This is a genomic window from uncultured Psychroserpens sp. (assembly GCF_947503375.1).
GTDB lineage: Bacteria > Bacteroidota > Bacteroidia > Flavobacteriales > Flavobacteriaceae > Psychroserpens.
In genome coordinates this window covers 296,731-322,306 of record NZ_CANNDQ010000001.1, presented here as the reverse complement: position 1 = coordinate 322,306, position 25,576 = coordinate 296,731, and the positions used below count along the sequence as shown (strand labels likewise).

24 protein-coding genes are annotated in these 25,576 nt (G+C 33.4%); 11 read left to right on the top strand and 13 right to left on the bottom strand.

Annotated features, from left to right (window positions below; all coding sequences use genetic code 11):
- Positions 1–2: 2 nt before the first annotated feature.
- The 6 genes from Q0876_RS01375 to Q0876_RS01350 all read right to left on the bottom strand — a co-directional run bounded on the left by Q0876_RS01375 (position 3) and on the right by Q0876_RS01350 (position 8,366).
- A complete protein-coding gene (locus Q0876_RS01375; RefSeq protein ID WP_299223266.1) occupies positions 3–2,000 on the bottom strand; it encodes a fumarate reductase/succinate dehydrogenase flavoprotein subunit in 1,998 nt (665 codons plus the stop codon).
- A 14-nt stretch (positions 2,001–2,014) separates the two neighbouring features.
- Positions 2,015–2,689 (bottom strand): succinate dehydrogenase cytochrome b subunit, encoded by a 675-nt coding sequence (locus tag Q0876_RS01370; RefSeq protein ID WP_299223264.1) that lies wholly within the window; start codon positions 2,687–2,689, stop codon positions 2,015–2,017.
- 92 nt (positions 2,690–2,781) lie between these two features.
- The gene (locus Q0876_RS01365) at positions 2,782–3,657 is read right to left on the bottom strand and encodes a hypothetical protein (protein ID WP_299223262.1); all 876 of its coding nucleotides are present in this window, start codon (positions 3,655–3,657) and stop codon (positions 2,782–2,784) included.
- A 39-nt stretch (positions 3,658–3,696) separates the two neighbouring features.
- Positions 3,697–6,540, bottom strand: a complete 2,844-nt coding sequence (locus Q0876_RS01360; RefSeq protein ID WP_299223260.1) for a glycosyl hydrolase — start codon at positions 6,538–6,540, stop codon at positions 3,697–3,699.
- A 69-nt stretch (positions 6,541–6,609) separates the two neighbouring features.
- The gene (locus tag Q0876_RS01355) at positions 6,610–7,320 is read right to left on the bottom strand and encodes a LytTR family DNA-binding domain-containing protein (protein WP_299223258.1); all 711 of its coding nucleotides are present in this window, start codon (positions 7,318–7,320) and stop codon (positions 6,610–6,612) included.
- Positions 7,320–8,366 (bottom strand): sensor histidine kinase, encoded by a 1,047-nt coding sequence (locus tag Q0876_RS01350; RefSeq protein WP_299223256.1) that lies wholly within the window; start codon positions 8,364–8,366, stop codon positions 7,320–7,322. The genes Q0876_RS01355 and Q0876_RS01350 overlap by 1 nt, the downstream gene beginning before the upstream one ends.
- A 212-nt stretch (positions 8,367–8,578) precedes the next feature.
- Here Q0876_RS01350 and Q0876_RS01345 point away from each other — a divergent pair, with 212 nt between their 5' ends.
- Entirely contained in the window at positions 8,579–9,841 is a 1,263-nt protein-coding gene (locus tag Q0876_RS01345; RefSeq protein ID WP_299223254.1) for a hypothetical protein, read from the top strand.
- A gap of 69 nt (positions 9,842–9,910) precedes the next feature.
- Here the strand turns inward: Q0876_RS01345 and Q0876_RS01340 are convergent, their stop codons facing one another.
- The gene (locus Q0876_RS01340) at positions 9,911–11,743 is read right to left on the bottom strand and encodes a T9SS type A sorting domain-containing protein (protein WP_299223253.1); all 1,833 of its coding nucleotides are present in this window, start codon (positions 11,741–11,743) and stop codon (positions 9,911–9,913) included.
- A 131-nt stretch (positions 11,744–11,874) separates the two neighbouring features.
- Between Q0876_RS01340 and Q0876_RS01335 the strand changes: the two genes are divergently transcribed.
- Positions 11,875–12,459 carry a cyclic nucleotide-binding domain-containing protein gene (locus tag Q0876_RS01335; protein ID WP_299223251.1) on the top strand — a complete coding sequence of 195 codons (585 nt, stop codon included), beginning with the start codon at positions 11,875–11,877 and terminating at the stop codon, positions 12,457–12,459.
- 73 nt (positions 12,460–12,532) lie between these two features.
- Complete coding sequence (locus Q0876_RS01330; protein WP_299223249.1) at positions 12,533–13,825, top strand: aminopeptidase P family protein; 1,293 nt, start codon at positions 12,533–12,535, stop codon at positions 13,823–13,825.
- Between the two features lies 1 nt (position 13,826).
- On the opposite strand, the gene Q0876_RS01325 is transcribed toward Q0876_RS01330, so the two are convergent.
- Entirely contained in the window at positions 13,827–14,576 is a 750-nt protein-coding gene (locus Q0876_RS01325) for a LytTR family DNA-binding domain-containing protein (RefSeq protein WP_299223247.1), read from the bottom strand.
- Positions 14,577–14,705: 129 nt separating this feature from the next.
- Between Q0876_RS01325 and Q0876_RS01320 the strand changes: the two genes are divergently transcribed.
- Positions 14,706–16,031 (top strand): PDZ domain-containing protein, encoded by a 1,326-nt coding sequence (locus Q0876_RS01320; protein ID WP_299223245.1) that lies wholly within the window; start codon positions 14,706–14,708, stop codon positions 16,029–16,031.
- 57 nt (positions 16,032–16,088) lie between these two features.
- Here the strand turns inward: Q0876_RS01320 and Q0876_RS01315 are convergent, their stop codons facing one another.
- The 4 genes from Q0876_RS01315 to brnQ form a co-directional block, all read right to left on the bottom strand.
- Positions 16,089–16,466: a cupredoxin domain-containing protein gene (locus Q0876_RS01315; protein ID WP_299223243.1), complete on the bottom strand. Its 378-nt coding sequence runs from the start codon at positions 16,464–16,466 to the stop codon at positions 16,089–16,091.
- Between the two features lie 35 nt (positions 16,467–16,501).
- Positions 16,502–17,062, bottom strand: a complete 561-nt coding sequence (locus Q0876_RS01310) for a carboxymuconolactone decarboxylase family protein (protein ID WP_299223241.1) — start codon at positions 17,060–17,062, stop codon at positions 16,502–16,504.
- Positions 17,063–17,272: 210 nt separating this feature from the next.
- Entirely contained in the window at positions 17,273–18,118 is an 846-nt protein-coding gene (locus tag Q0876_RS01305) for an AraC family transcriptional regulator (RefSeq protein ID WP_299223239.1), read from the bottom strand.
- Between the two features lie 9 nt (positions 18,119–18,127).
- Positions 18,128–19,429, bottom strand: coding sequence for a branched-chain amino acid transport system II carrier protein (gene brnQ / locus Q0876_RS01300; protein WP_299223237.1), 1,302 nt, complete (start codon positions 19,427–19,429; stop codon positions 18,128–18,130).
- 76 nt (positions 19,430–19,505) lie between these two features.
- On the opposite strand from brnQ, the gene Q0876_RS01295 reads away from it, so the two are divergent.
- The 3 genes from Q0876_RS01295 (at position 19,506) to Q0876_RS01285 (ending at position 20,954) form a co-directional block, all read left to right on the top strand.
- Positions 19,506–20,279, top strand: a complete 774-nt coding sequence (locus Q0876_RS01295; RefSeq protein WP_299223235.1) for an alpha/beta hydrolase — start codon at positions 19,506–19,508, stop codon at positions 20,277–20,279.
- 65 nt (positions 20,280–20,344) lie between these two features.
- Positions 20,345–20,608, top strand: a complete 264-nt coding sequence (locus Q0876_RS01290; RefSeq protein WP_299223233.1) for a hypothetical protein — start codon at positions 20,345–20,347, stop codon at positions 20,606–20,608.
- Between the two features lie 79 nt (positions 20,609–20,687).
- On the top strand, positions 20,688–20,954 hold the full coding sequence (locus Q0876_RS01285; RefSeq protein WP_299223231.1) for a hypothetical protein: 267 nt from the start codon (positions 20,688–20,690) through the stop codon (positions 20,952–20,954).
- On the opposite strand, the gene thiL is transcribed toward Q0876_RS01285, so the two are convergent.
- Positions 20,938–21,990 (bottom strand): thiamine-phosphate kinase, encoded by a 1,053-nt coding sequence (gene thiL / locus Q0876_RS01280; protein WP_299223946.1) that lies wholly within the window; start codon positions 21,988–21,990, stop codon positions 20,938–20,940. The genes Q0876_RS01285 and thiL overlap by 17 nt on opposite strands.
- A 555-nt stretch (positions 21,991–22,545) precedes the next feature.
- On the opposite strand from thiL, the gene Q0876_RS01275 reads away from it, so the two are divergent.
- Genes Q0876_RS01275 through sufC form a run of 4 tightly spaced genes read left to right on the top strand, consistent with a single transcriptional unit; the run spans position 22,546 to position 25,572 of the window.
- On the top strand, positions 22,546–22,875 hold the full coding sequence (locus Q0876_RS01275; protein WP_299223229.1) for an iron-sulfur cluster assembly accessory protein: 330 nt from the start codon (positions 22,546–22,548) through the stop codon (positions 22,873–22,875).
- Between the two features lie 9 nt (positions 22,876–22,884).
- Positions 22,885–24,333: a Fe-S cluster assembly protein SufB gene (sufB, locus tag Q0876_RS01270; RefSeq protein ID WP_299223226.1), complete on the top strand. Its 1,449-nt coding sequence runs from the start codon at positions 22,885–22,887 to the stop codon at positions 24,331–24,333.
- Between the two features lie 30 nt (positions 24,334–24,363).
- Positions 24,364–24,804: a hypothetical protein gene (locus tag Q0876_RS01265; RefSeq protein WP_299223224.1), complete on the top strand. Its 441-nt coding sequence runs from the start codon at positions 24,364–24,366 to the stop codon at positions 24,802–24,804.
- 15 nt (positions 24,805–24,819) lie between these two features.
- Positions 24,820–25,572, top strand: coding sequence for a Fe-S cluster assembly ATPase SufC (gene sufC, locus Q0876_RS01260; RefSeq protein ID WP_299223222.1), 753 nt, complete (start codon positions 24,820–24,822; stop codon positions 25,570–25,572).
- Positions 25,573–25,576 lie beyond the last annotated feature (4 nt).

The window sequence follows — 25,576 nt, the reverse complement described above, 5'->3', positions numbered from 1 at the left end:
TTTTATTTATAACTTCTTTCTTTAACTTCTATGTTTTCGTAGACCAAATCTTCTTTATGTAAAACTGCATCTTTAGGCTCGCCTTTATACTCCCAAGCCGAAACAAATTGGAATTCTTTGCGACGCATAGCTTCTCCTTCTGGAGTTTGATATTCTTCTCTAAAATGCCCACCAGCAGATTCTTCTCGTAATAAAGCATCTTTAGCAAAGAGCTCACCCAATTCTAAGAAATCTGCAACTCTACTTGCTTTTGCTAGTTCTTCATTGAATTCATCTGCAGTACCTGGAACACGAACCTCTTTCCAAAATTCTGCTCTAAGTTCGGCTATTTCTGTGATAGCAGATTTTAAGTCTTGGGCATTACGAGCCATTCCGCATTTGTTCCACATAATTTTTCCTAAACGTTTGTGGAAATGATCAACAGATTTAGTTCCGTTATTATTGATTAAATGTTCGATATTAGCTCTTACTTCTTTCTCTGCAGTTTCAAACTCTGGAGTATCTGTAGGAATAGGACCCGTTCTAATATCATCTGCTAAATAATCACCTATAGTGTAAGGTAATACAAAATAACCATCGGCTAGACCTTGCATCAAAGCAGATGCTCCAAGACGATTTGCACCATGATCTGAAAAATTAGCTTCACCAATACAGTACAATCCTGGAACTGTGGTTTGTAGATTGTAATCTACCCAAACGCCACCCATTGTATAATGTACAGCAGGATAGATCATCATTGGTGTTTCATATGGATTTTGATCTACAATTTTCTCATACATTTGGAAAAGATTTCCATATTTGGTTTTTACGACTTCTTGGCCTAATTGTTTAACTAATGCCTCATCGTTTTCATCAAGACCTTTAACGTGCGCTTGTTCTTTTCCGTAGCGCATAAAAGCAGAAGCAAAATCAAGGTAAACGGCCTCACCAGTAGCATTAACGCCATAGCCTGCATCACAACGTTCTTTAGCAGCACGTGATGCCACATCACGAGGTACTAAGTTTCCAAAAGCAGGATAACGACGTTCTAAGTAATAATCTCTATCTTCTTCAGCAAGTTGCGTAGGCTTTAGCTTACCAGCACGAATGGCCTCAACATCTTTTTTATGTTTTGGAACCCAAATGCGACCATCATTTCTTAAGGATTCAGACATCAATGTCAATTTAGATTGATGGTCTCCCGAAACTGGGATGCAGGTTGGATGAATTTGAGTATAGCATGGGTTTGCAAAGTAGGCACCACGTTTATGTGCTTTCCATGCTGCTGTAACATTACTTCCCATAGCATTAGTTGATAAGAAGAATACATTTCCATAACCTCCTGTACCGAGTACAACTGCATGAGCTGAATGTCGCTCAATCTCACCAGTTACTAGATTTCTAGTAATGATACCTCTTGCTTTACCATCTACAATGACTACGTCAAGCATTTCGTGGCGATTGTACATTTTTATCTTTCCACGACCAATTTGACGGTTCATTGCCGAATAAGCGCCAAGTAATAGTTGCTGGCCAGTTTGTCCAGCAGCATAGAATGTTCTAGAAACAAGAACACCACCAAATGATCGATTGTCTAATAAGCCGCCATATTCACGCGCAAAAGGAACTCCTTGAGCTACACATTGATCTATAATATTAGCTGAAACTTCGGCTAAGCGATAGACATTAGCTTCTCTTGATCTATAATCACCACCTTTAACTGTATCGTAAAATAATCGATAAGTAGAGTCGCCATCGCCTTGATAGTTTTTTGCTGCATTAATTCCTCCTTGTGCTGCAATAGAATGCGCACGTCTAGGAGAGTCTTGAAAGCAAAACGCTTTTACATTGTAACCTAATTCTGCTAATGTAGCGGCAGCAGAACCTCCTGCAAGACCTGTACCAACTACAATCACGTCAATGAGACGTTTATTAGCTGGATTAACTAAGTTAATAGTGTTTTTATGATTAGTCCATTTATCTGCTAATGGTCCTTTTGGTATTTTAGAATCTAAAGCCATATTCAGCTAATTTTTTAGTGATTAAAATGATGGAATACTGCAATGAAAATGAACCCTAATGGAATTAAGATTGCATAAGCTTTTCCTAAGCCTTTAATCCCTCTTGTATATTTATTATTTGCTCCAACTGATTGAAAAGCAGAATCAAAACCGTGTAATAAATGAAGTGATAAGAATACAAAACCCAGACAATAAAGTGCGACTCTCCATATTGGAACAAACTTATGAACTAATTCTTCATAGTATCTAAAATCGCCATTAGGTAATTGACCAGACATATCTCCTTGAACATATTTGACATTTAATTCTGGAATCCAAAAGTCGATAAAATGTATGATCAAAAACACTAGGATGAATCCACCACTCCAAATCATGTTTCTACTCATCCACGTAGAATTGGCAGCACCATTGTTTTTCGCATAACTAATTTGTCTGGCTTTAGTGTTCTTAATTTCTAAAATAAAACCCATCACAAAATGAAAAACAACTCCAAAAATTAAAACAGGTTGTAATGCAAATTGAACTAATGGATTTGTTCCCATGAAGTGGGATACTTCATTAAAAAGATCTGGACTAAATACAGAAAGGATGTTTATTGCAAAATGTTGTAAAATGAAAAACATAAGGAAGAGTGCCGAAAGTGCCATGGCAAACTTTCTTCCTATCGACGAATTTAAAATTCCGCTCATTATAATTGTAGTTAATTATTTGTTCTACAAAGATAAGGTTCATAGTGCTGTACTACAAATTTTCGCTTTTATTTTGGTTATTTAGAATGGGTTTAATTAGACGCCGTGGGAATGAGTCCGCGAAGTCCCATATCTACAACCTGTTCTCCTGCACCTGGCTCATAAATACCATCGATTATCACTTCAGTCCATTCAAAACTATTATTCACTGAAAAAGACAGTGTAACTGTTATATCTTGAGTCTCGTTTCCTGTTATTGTAAATTCATTTTCGAATTCTCCAGTCACTACACAAGACCCTTGTGGGACTGGTGAGGAAGAAAATAGTGGATTTGGAACAGTCGTAGCTCCTTCAGGTGTTTGCCCTTGTGCATTAAACCCTAAGGCTTCAAAAGACCAAAACCCTTGTAGTTTGTTTGCATTTACTTCAATAGTACTTCCATTGAGGTCAAATGAAGTAATGTAATTATTATAACCTACAAAACTTGCAAGCGTACCAGTATAATCATTGCCGTCATCTGCTCTAAAATTTATAGTGCCTTCTTGATATGCTAATGAAACACGAACCCATTCGTAACTACCACTTTGAACTTCACTTAGAGGAATAGTTAAAAATGTTTCATTATTTCCTGCAAATATTGCGTTTTGGAAATCAATAGCTTGATCACCTCCAAGAGCAGTTTCGTCGCCTTCATAAATAATTTCCCCAGTCCCTAAGACTGTTGTTGCTGTTGGTGCAAATTCAATATAGTTAGCGCTCATTCTAGAAAAAATAGGTGATTGCGCTGCATTACCTACAGGAATCGTTGCTGGTAAACCTATATTATCTAAACGAACTTGAGTAGGGTCAAATTTTAATTTGATGATTAAATTTGGTTCTGAAGCAATTTGACGATCATCATTATCATCACTACAAGAAGATATATATAGCATTAGCAGTGATGCGAGAATTAACGGTACACGTTTCATTGATTTAGAGTTTGCTCATATAACATAAAAAACAGCAACTTATTTTATTTCAAAGCTAGTTTTTTCATTATCAATTTGAACGAAATACTTTCCTTTTGGCAAATAATAGTTTTCGTTACCTGCTTTATTTATAGTAATACTTGAGTTTTCTTTTGATAAAGCTTTTTTATTTTTTTCGTTGAGTGTGAGATCGTAAGTTACGTAATTGAAACCTTTATCTGCATTCACCTTCATTTCGTTAAGGACTGTTTCGTTTTCGGAAAGAATTTTTACGGTCTTTTCTTCTGGAGCATTTGCATAGAATGAAATTTCTATTTCTGGCTCAAAAGTAGTATACCATTGACTCCAAGAACTTCCCCAACGTGATGAATATCTGACATCATCAACTTTAAAAAGTGTAATATCATTTTTTAGTATGCTTGGATTCATCAATTGTAATTCAGTAATATCTGTTTTATAAATACTTCTTCCATGTGTTCCTAAGAGTAAATCTTTAGCTTTAGGTTGTACTACAATATCATGTACAGCTACACTTGGCAATCCCTTACTAAAAACATCCCAAGAGTCTCCTTGATTAAAAGAAACATAAGCGCCATTATCGGTTCCTAAATACAGGATATTTTCATTTTCTGGATCCTCTCTAATTACATTCACAGGAGAATCAGCAATGTTTGAACTGATACTTTTCCATGTCTGCCCATAGTTATCGCTTGTATATACATAAACTTTAAAGTCGTCCCAACGATAACCATTTAGCGCAATATAAACACGTTCTTTTTTATGTTGCGACGCTATAACACGACTCACCCAAAGGTCTTTAGGTAAATTATTTGAAATGTTAGTCCAGCTTCCACCAGCATTTTTAGTCACATGAATTAATCCATCGTCACTTCCGGTATAAATTAGTCCAAACTGAAAAGGTGATTCGCTAATTGAGGTTAATGTTCCGTATGCTACATTTCCTTTTTTCCCACCATTAGTTAAGTCATCACTAATGGGAGTCCAATCATCGCCTTGATTCATAGAACGCATCAGTTTATTTCCGCCTAAATATAGAATATCTTGATTATGAGGTGATAATAAAATAGGGGTTTGCCAATTAAAACGGTAAGGTTTTTCACCTAATTCATGTTTGATGTTAAAAGGAGAGTATTCTTCAGTTTCTCTATTAATTTTGAAATAATTTCCAAATTGATAACCTGTATATACAATATTAGCGTTACGTGAATCTATTTGAATTTGCATACCATCGCCTCCCATAATGCTTTCCCAAGGATACCTTCCGCTTTGATGCCAGCTTTTGTCTTCTTGAGACGTGTGAGCACCAACCCAAACACCGTTATCTTGTAAACCACCATATACGTTGTATGGTTCTTCATTATCTACATTTATAGCATAAAATTGACCTACTGAAGGAGAGTTGTTTTTGATCCAGTTTTCACCATCATCATAAGAAATATTTACACCACCATCGTTTCCATTGATGAGGTGATTAGGGTTTTTTGGGTTGATCCATAAAGCATGATGGTCTGCGTGTACATTTTCGGCACTGATAGATGTGAATGATTTTCCTCCATCTTTTGATTTCACGATTGGCACTCCATAAATATAGATATGATCTGAGTTGTTTGGGGCGACATATATATGACCAAAATAATAACCATAGCTGTAATAGATATCATCAAGATAATAATCATGTGTTTTTTTCCATGTAATTCCTCCATCTGTACTTTTATAAACTTCAGTACCTATTACTGGTGTATCAAACAAAAGCGTGTTGGCGTCTTCAAGATACTCAGCAAGGTCAATTGGTTTTACATTTCCAGCTTTAACCATTTGTTTTACATTCTGAGCATTGTATTTTTCTTGAAACTCATTTATTTTTAAATAGTCGTTAAGCTTCTTATCGTCTAGGTTTAAAAACTGGTCTTTAGACATGGTTTTAAAATCGTCTTTAGTTAGCACATCTGAAGACTCTTGTGTACTTTCAGAAGGTCTTCTAAATTGACTATCATGTACTGCGTAAACGATATTATCATCAAAAACTGCTAGACCAATTCTACCAACACCAGTGCCAGTTGGGAAACCACTGGTTTCAGTTGTAACTTTGGTCCATGTGTTGCCTGCATCTGTGCTTTTGTAGATGTCAGAGTTATTACCACTACCATCAAAATTCCAAGCTTTTCGATCTTTTGTCCAAGAGGATGCAAACATTACGTTAAAGTTGTTTGGATTGACCTGCACATCGATAATTCCACTGTTGTCATCTACAAAAAGTTTTTGTGACCAAGTTCTCCCTCCATTTGTAGTTTTATAAATGCCGCGTTCTTGATTTGGAGAGTATAAATGACCTGTAACACCAACAATGACTTCATCAGAATTACTTGGGTTGATAAGAATTCGCCCAATATGATGTGAGTCTACCAGTCCCATATTTTGCCACGTTTTTCCATTATCAATAGATTTTAAAATTCCTATTCCGGGATAACTAGATCTAGAAGCGTTGTTTTCTCCTGTTCCAACCCAAATGGTTCGGTTTTTCCAATCGACAGCAATATCACCTACATTTTGTGTTGGAGACGTGTCTAGTATTGGTGTGAAAGTTGTTCCATTATTGATAGTATGCCAAACACCTCCTGAAGCATAGCCAACATAAAATTCGGTTGGATTTTCAGGATTAACAGCTAAATCAACAACGCGACCACTCATAATCGATGGACCGATATTTTCAAAAGCAACATGTTTTACAAGAGAAGTTTCTGAAAGTTTCTGTTTTTGATCTACTATTTGAATAATAGCTCCAGAGTGCGAAGTAGTTTGCTGAGCATTTAAAATAAAAACACTTAAAAAAGTAACTAAAGAAAAGAATTTTGAATATGACATTTCTGAATAGATTTTAGTGCCATGAAATTACCATTTTTTTGCATATAATCTACCATTCAAGAATTTGATTTAGAGTTGCCTCTTATTTATAGATTCGAAAAACTGTTTTCTGTAAGTGTTACCTATTGGCAGTTGCTTTTGATCTATCCAAACGGTATCGTTTTCAATTTTATTGATGTGAGTTAAAGCAACAATATAAGATTTATGTATTTGTATAAATTGAGATTTAGGTAATCGACTTGCCAGATGTTTAAGTGTACTGTAAGTTATGATCTGTTCATCCTGCAACTGTACAGAGACATAGTTTTTAAGTCCTTCAATAAACAAAATGTCTTCAACAAAGACTCTATTAAAATTGTGTTTACCATCGGTTTTGATGAATATATAATGTTCTTTGTCATCTTGTTTTTTTGAAGATTTGAATGAGTTAGATTGTGTTTTCATTACCGCTTTATAAAAGCGTTCGAAAGCAATCGGTTTAAGTAAATAATCAAGTGCAGCAACGTCATAACTGTCTAAAGCAAATTCAGAATAGGCTGTAGTAAATATAATTTGTGTTTCAGGTTTTAAGATTTTTGATAATTGAATGCCTGTTATTTGTGGCATTTGTATATCAAGAAAAACTAAATCTATGGTTTCAGATTCTAAATACGCTAGTGCTTCAAGAGGTTTGGTAAATGTTTTTTGAAGCTTTAAAAACGGAACGTCTGCTACAAACCTTTCTAACAATCGTATTGCAGCTGGTTCATCATCAACGATAATACATTTTAACTCGTACATTAAATAGGAATTTTTAGATAAGCAAGATATGAGCTACCTTGCTTTGATGTATTTAACGTATATTTTTTATTGAATAACAGCTCTAAACGCTTTCTTATATTAGTTGTGCCAATACCTTTATCCATATAATTTTCTGATGGATTTATTTCGTTTTCCGTTTGTATTTCTAAAGTATCTTTATTAGCTGTAATTTCAATTTTTGCTGGATTTTCTGGGTCGTTAATAATGCCGTGTTTGCATAAGTTCTCTATAAAATGGATGAGCATTAAAGCAGGGATTTTTTGATTTGCAATAGAACCATTAATAAATAAGCTTACATAAAACGCTTCCTCATAACGTCTTTTATAAAAATAAAGATAGTCTTTGATAAACTCTACTTCTTTCTGTAGAGGCATGTAATTGGTCTTAGCATCATAGGTCACATATCTTAATAAATTAGACAGTTTTAAGATGTCATCAGCAGTTTCAGGTTGTTTGTCATACAAATCAGAATAGAAACCATTTAAAGTATTGAATAAAAAATGTGGGCTTATCTGTGATTTAAGCATAGACATTTGTGCCTCTTGATGTTGAATCTCTAGTTGGTGCATACGTGACTTATTCTCACTAAATCTAAAAAACAAAAACATTAAACTACTAAATAAAATAGGTCTTAATGCATAAAGTGTACTATCTGTTAAATATATAGCTACAATATTGGGTCTATTTAAATTATAATTATGAAACCCGAATAATTTTAAAAGTAATATTTCTTCAAGAAAGAATCGAATAGCCGCAAAACAAAATACCATTATTACGAAAGAGAAAACATACTGAAAAATTTTGTTTGGCTTTAGAAACCTTGGGGCAAAAATGAGATAATTAAGCGTATAAACTGAAAAGTAAGCAATATTATAAGTTGTAAACAAAACAAGAGCTCCAGGCTTAAACCAACGACTCTGTCCTTGATTGAAGATCAAATCATTTGAGTATTGCCAGGTTTGACCTACCAGAATAAGTAATAGCGCAAAAATAATATTGTATTTGAGCTCCTTTGAGAATTGCATTTTACGAAGTTAATAGTATTAATCATATCTGCTTGGTGGATTATATAAACTATTTATTACGTTATACAAAGTAATGGTTTTAAACAACAAACAACTATATAGAGAAAAGCCATTTGTTGGTGGTGTTAAAAACCATGTTCGTCAAATATCAATAAAAGGCGTAAGGTTAATTTATACTATTACAATGAGTTTAATTTAAAATCATTTATCTCATGAAAAAACAGATCTTATTAGTATTGTCGGTGTTTGTAATGACTACATTTTATGCACAAAAGAAGGCGCCAATTTTAGACACAGAACTTTTAAAAACGTATACCTCATATTTTACTATTGATAATAATACCATATCTGGAGAAGGAAAAGAAGTTTTAGGAAGTCTTATCAACGAATCACAATTTATTGTATATGGCGAAACACATGGCTCAGAGCAGACATCTATCATTAATAAGGCTATAATGCCTTTACTGTCTGATGCAGGATTTAATCATTTTGCAATTGAAGTTGGACCGCATTCTGCAAAAAAATTGACAGAACTAACCACTCCTGCTCAACAAACTATTGAAAATCTTAAAGTGTTTAATAGTAAGTATACTGTTGCTCAAGGAGAAGATGTTGCAATTCCTATTCCCTTTTTTTCCAGTGTAAGCGATGCAGAATTTTTAAAGGAAGCACGTTCAAATGGGATGCAACTTTGGGGACTTGATCAAGAATTTTACTTTTCTGCATTCTTCTTAATGGATGAGCTAACAAAGACCACTAAAGGAACTGCAAATCACAAGCAGATTTTAACCCTTCAAAATCAAGCGCAAATGGTGATGTACAAGCATTTCATTGCTGAAGTAACTGGAGAAATAGAAGGTGCTTATAGCCTTATAAAAGAAGAAGATGCAGTTAGAGCTTACTTTGATGCTTTCGATATAAAAAATGAAAAAGCTCAAGCCATTATTAAAGACATGAAAATTAGTTGGGATATCTATATCGATTGGAGAAATGACTCACATGTAGATCGTATTAGTTATATGCGTAATAATTTTATGAAATATTATAATGAAGCGTCAAAAAACGAAAAGTTACCAAAGGTATATATTAAAATAGGAAGTTTACACGCTAAAAAAACATACTCCAATGGTGCATATGACATAGGCGAACTTACCGAATCGTTAGCACAAAAAAATGGAACCAGAGCAACGGCAATCAATTCTTGGCGAGCCTTCACTAAAACTGAAGATGGTACTATTGTCAATAACTTTGAAAAGTATAAAAAAGGTTACAAACGTTATAAAATGTTTTTTCCGCTTGCTAAAAAAGAAGCTTGGGCAATTATTAACCTGAAAGCAATTAGACTAGCTGTTGATCGTAATGAACTTCAATTGCCTAAAACTGGAGACTATCATAAATTAAGGCAGTTAATTTATGGATATGATTATCAACTCATATTACCTGTTGACGAAAAGCCAGTACCAAATAGGAGCTAATTATTTTAAACAAAAAACCACCGATTCAATTTAAGAATAAGTGGTTTTTTGTTTAATTTAAAAAAAGGATTATTCTACAATGAATTTCTTAGTTAATGTCTTATCATTTGCATCAATCCTTATAAAATAAAGACCAGAATTCAAATGTCTAATATCTATTGAGTTGACATTGGAAGATACGCTTAAGTTCACTTTAGAAATTAATCTACCTCTAACATCATACAAAACAGCATTGGTTATGTCAATATTTGAGGCATGTTTGATGTTGAGGATGTCTTTTGCTGGATTAGGAAAAATTGAGATCGAGCTTATCAACTCATCATCGTTAGTACCCAAGGTATCACAGTCATAATCGCCCATAACGGTTTGACCACAAACACTTGAAGACGAACTTCTTGAATAAACATCGTTTCCTGCAGCAGTATCATCATCGTTCAACGCACGACTATTTTGAGAATTTGCAATAGAATAATGCATTACTTGCCCTGGATTGATAACATGAGCTAACTGATGACCATGACCAAGTTCATGTACAGCTACACTTTCAAAGTCTACTTCAAAACCAGTTGCAGTATCTGGGCCAAATTCCCAAGACAAAACAGATAAATCACCTGTAAAATTATCTTCAAATACAATATCTAGCTCTTCAACATACCAGTTTATAGTTGCGCCTCCACACCCAGAATATCTAGAAGTACAACGACCTAGAACACCTGTAGGTAATTCAGCACCATTATCAAATCTCACAATATTAATATTATCATTAGCAATCACATCAGTTGTTGTCACATTACCGATTTCCCAAAAGACATTTGTTTCGCATCGCCATGAGTCAAAAGCTCTTAAGAATGCATCTTTTGCTGCAGTATTAGCATCAAAATCTGTAAACATTTGCCATACGTATCCACCATTTCCGTTTCTATCAATATGTCTGGTTATATAGCTTTCTTCTCCTGATCCAGGATCAAAAATCACATTTAATTCAGAGTAAGATACAGTTAACGATTGGCTTGAGGTTGCAGATCCTCCAGCATCTGGAGTTACTTCTATGTCTCCAGTTCCAGCTCTTGAAGGAACTTCAACTACAATTTGTGTGTCAGACCAACTTATAATTTCACTATCAAGTGCTGTATAATATACAGGAACAAACGTTCCAGAATTTGCAGGACTCTCAGTTTCACCTCCAAAATTGGCATCTCTAAAACCAACAGTTCCTTGTGTGTTACCAAAACCTGTACCATTAATTGTAATAGTTGTATCTGTACCACCTGTTACTGTTATTGGTGTGAAGTTGGTAATTGATATAGCACCTCTATTAAGATTTGTTTCTTGTGGAAGTGTTGTGTTAAACTCTTTTTTAATAACAACTGGAACACTATTTGTAATTTGTTTTATAGAATTATGAAATGAATTTTCAATTCCGTAAACGCTTGTTATTGGGTTTGCTGCAATATTTGCTTTTTGATTATATTTATAAAACCCTTGGCTTGAAGCAAAAGCTTGAAATTTATAAAGCTGAGAAGCTTGAGATGTTAAATGAATAGTATTGTCTTGTAACATGAAAATACCAATATCTCCTTTAGATAAGCTTAAACTTGGTGTTACAATTTCAGCATGTAATCCTACTGTGCCTCCAGGAGTAATAACTTCAACTGTAGTTAAGGTTGGATTGCCTTTAAAGACTTTATAAACTTCAACAGTGTTGGCTGTATAAATGTTGTTTTGATCTGCATCCCAAAACGATTCTTTTGAGATAACTTTTCCTTCGATAATTTGGGTTGAAGATTGTACTTGCGTTGTTAATGGCACTTCATAGATAAGTTCTTGTGCTTGTGGTTTTTGTGCTATAAGTAAAGCACATGCAATTAAAGTTAAAATACCTTTTAAGGTCGTTTTTTTCATAATAGTTGATTTAGGGTAAAAGTTGAATTTATTGTATTTCAACGGTCAAATATAGTAATTTGTCGATAAAAAAGAATTTTTATTTAATCTATTTACCTTTAGTGTTTATAAATTGATTTTCAAAAAACCAAATGAGTAGATCGAAGATACATTTTGAAAAGTACTTAAGAAGTGTTGTAAATGGTAAATGTATTGAACAAGAGTTGATAGAGATTTTAAATTCATTTGAGTCTGTTCAATTAAGCAGAAATGCGTTCTTTGTGCAAGAAGGAATGGTTTGCTCTTACTTCTGTTTTGTAGAAAGTGGAGTGTTGCAGCACTCTATAACCATTTCAGGAGAAGAAAAGACAACATATTTAGCTTTAAAAAATACATGTACATCTGCACTCAAGAGTTTTAAGAATTGTTCACCTTCTCGAAAAAATATTAAGGCGATAAGCAAGTGTGATTTATGGGTTATTAAACAAAAAAAGTTTAAACAATTATTAAAAAGCAACAAAACCTTCAAAAGGTTTTATTATAATCTGATTGAAAATCAAATCTTTCTTATAGATGATTACCGTATTGACTTACTCACATTATCACCAGAAGAGCGTTATAAAAAGCTATTGAACAACGAACCTAAATTATTAAAAGAGGTGCCACTACATTATCTAGCCTCATTTTTGGGTATTTCTTCAAGGCACATGAGTCGTATTCGTAAAAATGTAAATTAACGCCATTTGGCTGGTTAAATCCGTTTTTCTTTAATTATTTTTGAAGGTATCCAGATGTTTAAAAATAATTAATATGAAATATCACAAAATCAACCAAGATCTATTTGTTAAAAATCGCAAGAACTTCATGTCTAAAATGAAGCCTCATAGTTTAGCGGTGTTTAACTCTAATGATATATACCCAATAAGCGCAGATAGTACGATGCCTTTTGAACAACATCGCGATATTTTTTATTTGAGTGGAGTAGATCAAGAAGAGAGTGTTTTGGTATTATTTCCAGATTGTCCTAAGGCTCAACATCGAGAGATTTTATTTTTAAAAGAAACAAATGAGCACATTGCTATTTGGGAAGGCGAAAAACTAACCAAAGCCACTGCCTTTGAAACGTCAGGTATAAAAACAGTTTACTGGTTACAAGACCTAGAAAAGATCATGTTTGAATTAATGACTCAATGTGATACCATTTACATCAATACAAATGAACACTACAGAGCCAATGTTGAAACGGAAACACGAGAAGACCGATTCACCAAGTGGCTCAAAGATAAACATCTAGCGCACGGTGTTGCCAAGAGCAACCCAATTTTACAGCGTTTGCGTTCTGTTAAAGATCCAATAGAATTAGAGTTGATGCAAAAAGCTTGCGACATTACCGAAAAAGGATTCCGACGTATTTTAAGTTTTGTGAAACCTGATGTTTGGGAGTTTAATATTGAAGCAGAATTTATGCATGAATTCTTAAATAACCGATCTAAAGGATTTGCTTACACACCTATTGTTGCATCAGGTAGCAATGCCAATGTACTTCATTATATAGAAAACAATCAACAGTGTAAAGCCGGAGAGTTAATATTATTAGATGTAGGCGCAGAATATGCAAATTACTCAAGCGATATGAGTAGAACCATACCAGTGTCTGGACGCTTTACAGATCGTCAAAAAGCTGTTTACAATGCTGTTAATCGAGTAAAAGATGAGGCTACAAAAATGCTAATTCCTGGAACTATTTGGGCAGATTATCACGTTGAGGTTGGTAAAATAATGACTTCAGAGTTATTAGGATTAGGTTTACTGGATAAGGCTGATGTTCAAAATGAAAATAAAGATTGGCCTGCCTACAAAAAATATTTTATGCATGGAACAAGTCATAATATTGGATTAGACACGCATGATTATGGTATTTTAACAGAACCAATGCAGGCTAATATGGTATTTACGGTTGAACCTGGTATTTACATTCCTGACGAAGGTTTTGGAATTCGTTTAGAAGACGATGTTGTGATTCAAGAGAATGGTGAACCATTCAATTTGATGAGAAATATTCCAATCGAAGCAAATGAGATTGAAAATTTGATGAATTCTTAATTCAAATCGTTAACGTATCATCTGAAGCACTTTTACCTCGAGGAATGAATTGACCTTTGATTTCGATCGTGTTATTGTCAAAAGATTTGATTTTGGTTTTATTCACAACATAAGATTTATGTACTCTAATAAATTCTGGAGGCAAATTCTCTAAAGCTGTCTTTATAGACCCATAAGCTGTAATTTTGCTGGCATCACCTAAATTGTATGTGGTATAATTTCCTTTACCTTCTATGAATAGAATATCATTGATATTTACTTTATGAATACGTCTATCTGCCTTAATTTTAATGTAAGATGCTTGTGAGGCTTCATTCTTTTCTTTTTCTATCGTATACAACTGAAAAATCTTTATACTCAGTACAAAAAACACCGTAGTATTAATTAAAATGGAAGCTCTGAAAATCATTTTTAAGCTAAATAATCCTTCTTCGGGGTTTGCATTCAAAAGATTTTCATAGAAAAAATGAATAAAAAACCTTTGGCATACTGAAGCGATAATAATCAAACCTAAATAAGAAAATATAAACTTAGAATAACGCTTTTTAAGTAAGAAGTTAGGTAGTAAATAGTACAATGTTATATATACAGCCATGATTCGCATAGGCAATAGAATAAACTCTAAAAAAAACGAATTTAAAAGCTTTTGACCTGAAGACCATATGAGACTGAAAGCCACATAATAGATTACCCAAAATGCAACATGAGTTGCAATTTTCGAGTTAAAAATGTGAAATTTTTTATTGAACATTAATACAGCTGTTGATACATGTCATATTAATAACACGTTTTGAATAATAAGTAGCCAATTTGAGATAAATTGCTATAAAAGTAAAAGTAAGCAATCTAACTTTAAATCAAATTTTAATCAATGTTAGTTATGCTTTACAAATTAGTTTCAATTCTAATTACCATGTTTTTTTTGGCTATAATAGTTAATTCAGCGCATGCTCAAAAACTTTCACGTAGAGCAACTTGGCAAGCTGAAATTTCTGGACCAAGTAAAATGCAACCTGGCGCAAAAATCATTTCAATAGAACCAAGTAGCCCTTTAAACGAAGCAGGATTAAAACCTAATGATATTATCCTTAAAGTTGATTCAGTCTTAGTGAAAGATGATGAAACCTGGACAGAGATCTCTTATGGTATTAGAGCAAGTCAACCTGTTAAAATAGAAGTGTTAAGAGCTCAAAAAGCGATTGATTTTAATGTGTTATTAAACCCAATACCAATTGAAAGGCACAATAATATAGATACATTTTATGAAGAAGTAACAAATAGCTATGGTATTACACAACGCGTTATAATCACAAAACCAAAAAAAGAAGGAAAGCAACCAGCCATTATCCTTATTGGAGGATTGAGTTGTTCTAGTATTGAGATTAATCCAAATAGAAAAAGTAACTGGACTAGAGTGATAAATGACCTCGTTGAAACATCTAATATGGTTGTCATGCGAATTGAAAAACCAGGTGTAGGTGATAGTGGAGGAGATTGTTCTAAGAGTGATTTTTTAACGGATATTTCCGGTTTTAAAGCAGCAGTACAACTACTAAAGACATTACCTTATGTAGATGATTCTAAGATTGTAGTTTACGGGGCAAGTATGGGAAGCGCAATAGCACCATTACTAGCTAATGAATTTGACCTAGCTGGTATAATATCTGACGGAACATTTTTTAAAACGTGGTTTGAACACATGCTTGAAATAGAAAGAAGAATACGGCAAATGCGTGGTGATTCAGAATCTGAGATTGTTGAAAAGATGAATAATTACTACATTCCATTATATTATGGTATGCTCATCCAAAAGAAAACATACCAAGAAGTTGTTGATGTATATCCAGCACTTAAAAGGTATAATTATCATAGCGCACAACATATGTATGGAAGACCAGTTGCTTATTATCACCAATTACAAGAGTTTGATTTAGCAGGAGAATGGGAAAAGGTAAAAGTGCCTGTTCGAATTATGCGAGGCACCAATGATTGGATCATGTCGTCATATGATAATAAAATGATTATAGATGTTTTAAAGCGGAATAATCATACAGATCATATTCTATACGAATATTCTGGCCTTGATCATTGGAATACAATACATGAGAGTGCTAAAAATTCTTTTGAAGGAAAACCAGGAAAATGGGAAGATAACATTAGCATGCAAATTATTAAATGGGCTCAAGAGATTGTAGGCTTATATTAAAAAAAAGCGAGTTTTCTTAATTAAAAGAACGCTCGCTTTTTAACAATCAATAAAAAACTACTTCACTATCAAGGTGTATTCTGGTGTTGGATTCATTGGACAGAAATACACATATTCTCCTTTGTCTAAAGTGACTTCATTTGAAGATTCTGTGTTTCCTGTAGCTACTACTTTAGTAACATATGCTGCTTTAATATGGTTTGCAGCATCTGTTTTTCCTTTTGGCGCTAATACAAACCCTACATCATGTCCAACAGCATTGTTTGAGATTTCAAATACATAAGTGCCTTCACTAAGGGTTATAGCTTTTTGCGTGAATTCACCTTTAGTCTGTTCTAGAGAAACCGTTTTCACTTCAGTCTTCATCATTTTGTCTTGAGCAGTAGTTGTTAGTGTAAATGCTACTAAAAATAATCCTACGAATAAATTTTTCATGATTTTCATTTTTATATGGTTTATAATATTCTTGTTTAATTTGCGGTTACTGTAAATTTTCCTGCTTCTACATTTGGGAAATCAACTTCCGTTTCAGCAATATGATTAACATAATTGGTTAAAGTATTAGAGACAACATTTAGTATAATTTCTAAAATATCACCATCGTCATATCCAGCGTCTTTTACTTTTTGAATCACTTCAGATGAAACTTGCCCTCTATCCTTTGTGACTGCTTGTGCAAATTGTAAGCCTGCTTGAATTTTAGCATCACTAGCAATGCCTTGACGACTTTGTTCAGTTTGTTCTTCAGTTAAGCCATTCATTTTTCCAATAGCTGTGTGAGCAGATAAGCAGTAGTTACACGCATTTTCTTCTGCTATAGCTAAAGCCAATTGCTCTCTAAATTTGTTGCTAAAATTTCCACTAGCGGTTAATTCACCTAAGCTTAAATAGGTTTTTAGTGTTGCTGGTGAGTTGCCAAATACTTTAATAAGGTTTGGAATAAATCCTAATTTATTTTGAACAGCGTTAAATAATTCTTTTGAAGTTCCTGTTGTCGTTTCTGGGTTTAATGTTTCAATTCTTGTATTCATAATTTTTAAATTTTGTTTGTTATTGTTTATTTGATTTTACATTCGTTTAATTCTGTCGTTTGTAGAGGTTCATCATATTCTTGAAATCCCCAACAGTTTGGACATGTGTTTTTTTCTGTTGTCATAATCACGTTGTTTTTAATTACAATGCAAATATGCGACAGCTAGTGAAGCGAAAAAATGGACAAAAGTTCTTAATACTTGGACAAGCTAGTTTTTATAGTCTTTTTTGTATTGAAGAGGTGATTTTAAAACTGCTTTTTTAAAGAATCTTGTAAAATATGCAGAATCATTAAACCCTAGATTGAAGGCAATATGCTTTACAGATTCATTCGAATAGACCAATTGGCGTTTTGCTTCTAGAACAATTCTGTTTTTTATGAAATCACTAGGTGTTTGTGTCCCTATTTTTTGAAAGTGTTTGGTCAAGGATTTAGGAGATAATCCCAACCTGTTGGCATAATCTGTGACAGAATGTAATGTTTTGAAATTTTGTTCTACGAGTACACTAAAATCTTTAAAGAGTTTTGTTTCGGTATCGTCTTTAATAACATGGAGCTCTTTTTTAACACGAACAGCATGAATGATAAATTGTTTTAAATAGGCTTGAAGCATATCATACTGAGCAGCTTCATTAGATTTAAACTCTTCAATTAAACCTTCAAGGATAACATTAAGTTTTTTTGTGTCATTTACAGAAGGGGTAACTAATGGTGTTTCATATACATTATTAAATAATACACCATTGCATGCAACTTCCTTATCGTGGGTTTGTATGCAGTAAAAATCTCGAATAAAAGTTAATTTGTAGGCTTCATTAACAGCTTCAGATGCTACAGAGAATACTTGTCCTGGCGATAAAAAAAACAGTACGTTATCTTTAAAGGTGTAACTTTCGAAATCAATATTGTAGATGCCTTTTCCTTTTTTTATCCAATAAATGTTATAGGCATCAAGTTGTTCGGGTTTATTAAACACACAAGCTTTTTCAAATTCTACGATGCTTAGAGAGAATAAATCTTTGTAGGAATAGGATAAAATATCTTGTACTGCCATTCAATAAAATCAATTGGATGTAACTTTAGTCGTAAAAGTTTTAAAATTTAACACCAAAAATGTAATTAAAGCAGGAAATACCCATCCCAAACTATATTTAGCTAAAGGAATATACTCAATAAAAGTATTCAATTCTTCTGAAGGGCTAATGAAACCGATAACATCAGGAATACTAAAAATAAAAGTGATCGTAACAATTGCTCTAAAAACAAATACACTAGCATATTTATCTTGAAGAACGTTAAGTAGAATCAAAACTATGGTTATTGGATATATAAATAGTAATACTGGAACTGCGATAACAATTATAGAATGAAAATCCAGTTGTCCAACAACAACACCAAAGATACAGGCTATTATAGCAGTTATAGTATATATAACCTGTGAGTTATTTAGTAACCCTTTAAAATAATCAGCTGTTCCAGCAATAATACCTACAGCTGTAGTAAAACATGCTAAAGAGATTAGAATACTTAAAATCGAATTTCCAAAATCACCTAAAGCATTACCACTAATTGCTCTAAGTAGATTGGCACGTTTCATATCACTACTTAAATTTTCGTCTATATTAATTTCAGAACCATAATAAGCACCTACCGAAATTAGCCCTGCATAAATAATGAAAAGACCCAATCCAGCAACGAATCCAGATTTAATGATCCATTCTTTTTTGACTTCAAAACTGGCATTGCTTTTTAGGTTGATCGAAATGATGATTACAGCACCAACGACTACAGCACCTATAGCATCAAAGGTTTGATAGCCCTCTAGTATACCATTGACTAATGGTGTTTCAAATTGTGATGTACTTGTGATCAATTCCGAAGAAAGCAACCCAATACCAATAACCATTAATAGCATAATAACAATTAGAGGTGTTAAGAACTTACCTATAAAACTTAATAGTTTTGATCGGTTAAGTACAAAGACCAAGACCAATGAAAAATAGATAGCGCTAGTGATTAACGGACGAGATCCAAAAATTGGATGTATAGCAATTTCATGAGTTGCTGCTGCAGTTCTTGGAGATGGAATAGTTATAGCAATAATATATATGATGATACAATATAATAAGCTAAAATGATGCGATACTTTTTTTCCAAAGTCGTATAACGTGCCTTGTAATTTGGCATGAGCTAGAATACCAATAATTGGAATTACTACAGCGGTAATCATAAAACCAATAGTAACCCAAAACCATTCGTTTCCTGCATTGTATCCCAAAAGTGGTGGTAACAGTAAATTTCCAGCACCAAAAAACAAAGAGAATAATGCAAATCCTGTGATAAATATATCTTTACTTTTGTTCAATATTTTCGTTTTTTAAACGATTAGTTATTTAATTATGGAAACAACTAAAGCTTATCTTTGCCGAATATAAGTTAAAATGATTTTAGAATATAAAAGCAATCCTATTTTTTATTCAGATGTAGGCAGTGGTCAACCGGTAATTTTATTGCATGGTTTTCTGGAGAATAGTTCAATGTGGGAAAACCACATTCCTGTATGGTCAAAACGAAATCGAATAATTTCAATTGATTTACTAGGTCATGGACAAACAGATTGCATTGGATATATTCACACAATGGAAGACATGGCCGAAGCGGTGTATACAGTTATTAAACATCTAAAAATCAACAATGCAACTTTTATAGGGCATTCAATGGGTGGCTATGTAGCATTGGCTCTAGCAGAACAGTATCCAACGCTTTTTAAAGGTATTTGTTTAATGAATTCTACTTTTGAATCTGATAGTGTAGAGCGAAAGACCATACGAAAGCGAGCTATTGTTATGGCTAAAGAAAATTATGAAGGCTTAGTACGAATGTCATTTGCAAATTTATTTGCGCCATCAAGTAGAATAAGATTTAAGTTGGAGTATGAACAAGCTTTGCAACAGGCTTTAAAGACACCAGTTCAAGGTTATATTGCGGCGCAAGAGGGAATGCAGCTTAGGCCAAATAGGTTTCATACGCTCAAAAGCTTAGAATGTAAAAAACTATTAATTATTGGAAAAAAAGATACGCTTATTGATGGTGAGAAATTGGTTTCTAAAACAGATGATTCAGATATAGAATTTGTTGAATTTTCTGAAGGACATATGAGTCATATTGAAAATATGAAAGAATTAACCTACAAAATAAATCATTTTATCGAATAATAATACGTTTTAACGTAAAATAAAGATTATTTTTTCTATGTTAGTTGTCCCCAAATTAAACAACCATGAAAAATTCTACAAATGCTTCAGCTACATCAAAGTTTTATTGTGATCTTTTTGGGCACAATTACGAAATAACAAAAAAGGTTACTTCTCACGTAAAAGAGTACACCTGTAAGTGTTGTAAGCGTCAATTGACCACCAACAGCAATGGCAAACTTACAGAGTTAACTCCAAAATTCCAGGAGATTAACACCATTTTAGAGAAAATTTATACACGTCGTATGATGCGTTTAAAGAAGAAAACGCTCAGTTCATCGATATATTAGGGCAAAAACTGCAGTTATCTCTTGGTTTTCAATATATTTAGAGTAATCCTCTAATATAATAACTAAATATAACTGTAAGGTGAAAAGTATATACTGCTCATTTTTTGGACATCAATACGAAGTCTCTAAAAAAATCACGTATCACGTTAAAGAGTATAAGTGTAGTCATTGCAATGCTCAAATGACCACTAATGGAAATGGTAAATTAACTCCTCTAACACCAAAGTACAAAGAAATAAATTCTGTCTTAGAACGCATTCATTATCGAAGAACATCTAGAATAAAGCAAGAAGAAACGATTCGTTCTACTGAAGAGGCTCTTTTAAACTTTACGCCTCATTTTTAATAGCATTCCATCCTTTTGCAATAATGGGTACAGCTTGTTCTCCTCTAGTAATGAGATGCATGCCTCTATTTTTTTCTGTAATATAACCAATAACAGTTAAATTTGGATTTGCTTTGATTTTTGGATAATCTTCCTGAGATATTGTCATTAACAATTCATAATCTTCACCTCCATTCAAAGCTATTGTAGTACTATCGATATTAAATTCTTCACAGGTAGAGATCACTTGAGGGTCTAACGGAATCTTATTTTCATACAATTCAACACCCACATCACTTTGTTTGCAGATATGAATAATCTCTGATGATAGACCATCACTTATGTCTATCATTGAAGTTGGTTTTACTTGTAAATCTTTAAGTAATTCGATGATGTCTTTCCTAGCTTCAGGTTTTAATTGACGCTCAATGATGTATGTGTAAGGCTCCAGATCTGGTTGGTTTTGTGGGTTTACTTTGAAGACTTCTTTTTCACGTTCCATAACTTGCAACCCCATATAAGCACCACCAATATCTCCACTAACCACAACTAAATCATTAGGTTTGGCTCCAGATCGTAATACAAGATCTTCTTTGTTAGCCTCTCCAATGGCTGTAACAGAAATTATAAGGCCTGTGGTTGAAGAGGTCGTGTCTCCTCCTACCACATCAACATTATAAATTTTTGCAGCTGTGGCTACACCAGCATACAAATCTTCTAAAGCCTCTAAAGGGAAACGATTGGAAACTGCAATTGAAACGGTTATCTGAGTTGCATAAGCATTCATAGCATAAACGTCAGATAAATTAACAATTACAGCTTTGTAGCCAAGATGTTTTAAAGGCGCATAACTTAAATCAAAATGAATATTTTCGATCAATAAATCTGTAGTAACAACAATTTGCTTTGATTTAAAATCTAGTATTGCAGCATCATCACCAATCCCTTTAATAGTAGATTTTTGCTTAATGTCAAACTGTCTAGTAAGATGTTCAATAAGTCCAAATTCACCTAACTTTTCTAAATCGGTATACTGTGGGTTTTTGTCTTCAATCATATTGCAAAAATAGGTATGTTTTTTTAAGATAGAATATTGTTTTTTCATTTTAAGTCAATCTCAAAGTGTTTTTGTGTGCATTTTATCGAAAAAATGAGGAAATAAAGTAAACTATAATACGAAAATATTAAATTGTCAATCCCAATTTTTATAACCTACTTATGCAAACTGATAACAGTAATGACTTATCGTGTTCTGTAGTTGGACACAATTTGTACGCTCCAAAGAAAAGAGATAGTATTGTAAGTAACTTAATTTGTAAAACTTGTCACAGCAATATTACAGCAAATGCTACTGCTGATTTTGAATCTATGCCCTCAGCATTCAAAAATAAAGAGGTTAATTTCCTTTTACGTCAACTTTTTTTGTTAAACGCAAAACAATCAAGACTTCAATTTTCTTAGTAGTGCAGTAGTTGTATTTATCTGAAAACTATTCTGTACCGTCCATAAAGAAACCTTATATAATCATTTGCTAATATAATGTTAGGAAATGTGTATAAACCCTACTTATATCTTATATTTGCAATCTATTTAGATAAAATCTATATAAGACATGATTAAAGTATCAGAAACAGCAAAAAAGAAAGTTGCAGAGCTGATGGGAGAAGATGGCTTCGACATTAGTACGCACTTTATCCGAGTTGGTGTAAAAAGTGGAGGTTGCTCAGGTCTATCATACGATTTAAAATTTGACAAATCACAACAAGAAGACGATAAGGTTTTTGAAGACAACGGAGTAAAGATTATCGTTGACAAAAAAAGCTTTTTGTATCTAATTGGAACAACACTAGAGTATTCGGGAGGATTAAATGGAGCTGGATTTGTATTTAACAACCCTAATGCCAATCGTACATGTGGTTGTGGCGAGAGTTTTTCACTATAAAGACAACTTATGAGTAAATATACTGAAGACGATTTAAGAGAAGAATTAAAAACCAAAGAATACGAATATGGTTTTTATACAGATATAGAATCTGAAACATTCCCCAATGGTTTAAATGAAGAAATAGTAATTGCAATTTCTAAAAAGAAAGAAGAACCTGAATGGATGACGGCTTGGCGTCTAGAATCGTTTAAAGTTTGGAAAGAAATGACAGAGCCTGAATGGGCTAATGTACACTATAAAAAGCCAGATTTTCAAGCGATATCTTACTATTCTGCACCTAATAGTAAGCCCAAATATGACAGTCTAGATGAGGTTGATCCTGAACTACTGGCAACGTTTGATAAATTAGGGATTTCATTAGATGAACAGAAAAAGCTAGCTGGTGTGGCAATGGATGTCGTTGTAGATTCAGTGTCTGTAGCTACAACATTTAAAAAGACTCTAGCAGAAAAGGGCATTATTTTTTGCTCAATTAGCGAAGCAATTAAAGAACATCCAGAATTAGTTAAAAAGTACATAGGGACAGTAGTGCCACAAAAAGATAATTTTTATGCAGCCTTGAATTCCGCAGTATTTAGTGATGGAAGTTTTTGCTATATTCCTAAAGGAGTGCGTTGCCCGATGGAGCTTTCCACCTATTTTAGAATCAATCAAGCAGGAACAGGGCAATTTGAAAGAACTCTTGTCATTGCAGATGAAGGAAGTTATGTAAGCTATTTAGAAGGCTGTACCGCGCCAAGTCGTGATGAGAATCAACTTCATGCTGCTGTAGTAGAACTCATTGCATTAGATGACGCCGAAATTAAATACAGTACAGTACAAAATTGGTATCCAGGAAATGCAGAAGGTAAAGGTGGTGTTTATAATTTTGTAACTAAAAGAGGATTATGTGAGAATAACGCTAAAATCTCATGGACTCAGGTTGAAACAGGTAGCGCCGTAACATGGAAATATCCTTCTTGTATTTTGAAAGGTGATTATTCGGTAGGTGAGTTTTATTCAATTGCTGTAACTAATAATTTTCAGCAAGCCGATACTGGAACTAAGATGATTCATCTAGGTAAAAACACAAGGTCAACAATTATATCTAAAGGGATTTCTGCTGGTAAATCTCAAAACTCTTACAGAGGATTGGTGCAAATTAGCTCTAGAGCAGATAATGCGCGTAACTTCTCACAGTGCGATAGTTTATTGATGGGTAATGAATGTGGAGCACATACATTTCCGTACATAGAAGCAAAAAACAAATCTGCACAGATTGAACACGAAGCTACCACCAGTAAAATTGGAGAAGATCAGATTTTCTACTGTAACCAAAGAGGAATAGACACTGAAAAGGCAATTGCTTTAATTGTAAATGGTTTCAGTAAAGAAGTATTAAACAAATTACCAATGGAGTTTGCTGTTGAAGCTCAAAAACTTTTAGAGATTTCATTAGAAGGGTCTGTGGGTTAAAATTTAAGTAAATAATAAAAATTAAAACGAGTGAAAAATTTATTTGTATTCTTTTTAGTTACAACGTTTCTTTTTGGTTGTAAAAATGAGCCAAAAGCCGAAGACGAATCAAATTCTGAAACTGATAAAGTTGAAGACGCAAATGGTAAAACGGCTAAACAAAATGATGGTTTAACATTAATGTCTGGTGAGTTTATTCATTATGCTGATGCAGCAGTTTTAAAAAGTAATAATACTATTTATGGTATTGTTACAAACGAAAAGATGAATGAATTGGTAGACTTATCTAAGCCCTATAAAGATAACCCCACAGATGACGTTAAGGTACAAATTAGAGGAAAACTTATACCTAAGCCTGAGAACGAAGAAGGTTGGCCGTATCAAATAGTGATTAAAGAGATTGTAAGCGTAAAGAAAAATGAATCTACAAATAGTGATGTTATAAAACTAGGAAGTAGCAAGTCAGAATAAATATTGAAAACGGATATGTTAAAAATAAAAGATTTACACGCAAGTGTTGAAGGCAAAGCCATATTAAAAGGAATAAATCTAGAAGTCAAACCAGGCGAAGTTCATGCTATAATGGGACCAAATGGTTCTGGTAAAAGTACGTTAGCTTCAGTTATTGCTGGAAAAGAGGAATATGAGGTAGAAAAAGGAGAAATTCTATTAGAAGACAAAAATATTGACGAGTTAGCTGCTGAAGAACGCGCTCACAAGGGTGTTTTTCTATCATTTCAATACCCAGTAGAAATACCAGGAGTTTCAGTTACTAACTTCATAAAAACAGCTATAAACGAAACGAGAAAAGCAAAAGGATTAGAAGACATGCCAGCTAACGAAATGCTGAAACTAATTCGAGAAAAATCTGAGATGCTTGAGATTGATCGTAAATTTTTATCTCGTTCTCTCAATGAAGGTTTTTCTGGAGGAGAAAAAAAGCGTAATGAGATTTTTCAAATGGCAATGTTAGAACCTAAACTAGCAATTCTAGATGAAACAGACTCTGGTCTTGATATTGATGCACTACGCATAGTTGCAAATGGTGTAAATAAACTCAAAAGCAAAAATAATGCTGTAATTGTGATTACCCATTATCAACGCTTACTAGATTACATCGTTCCAGATTATGTGCACGTATTACACAACGGTCGAATTGTAAAATCTGGCCCTAAAGAGTTGGCTCATGAGCTAGAAGAAAAAGGATACGATTGGATTAAAGAAGAGGTAAACGCATAGATGA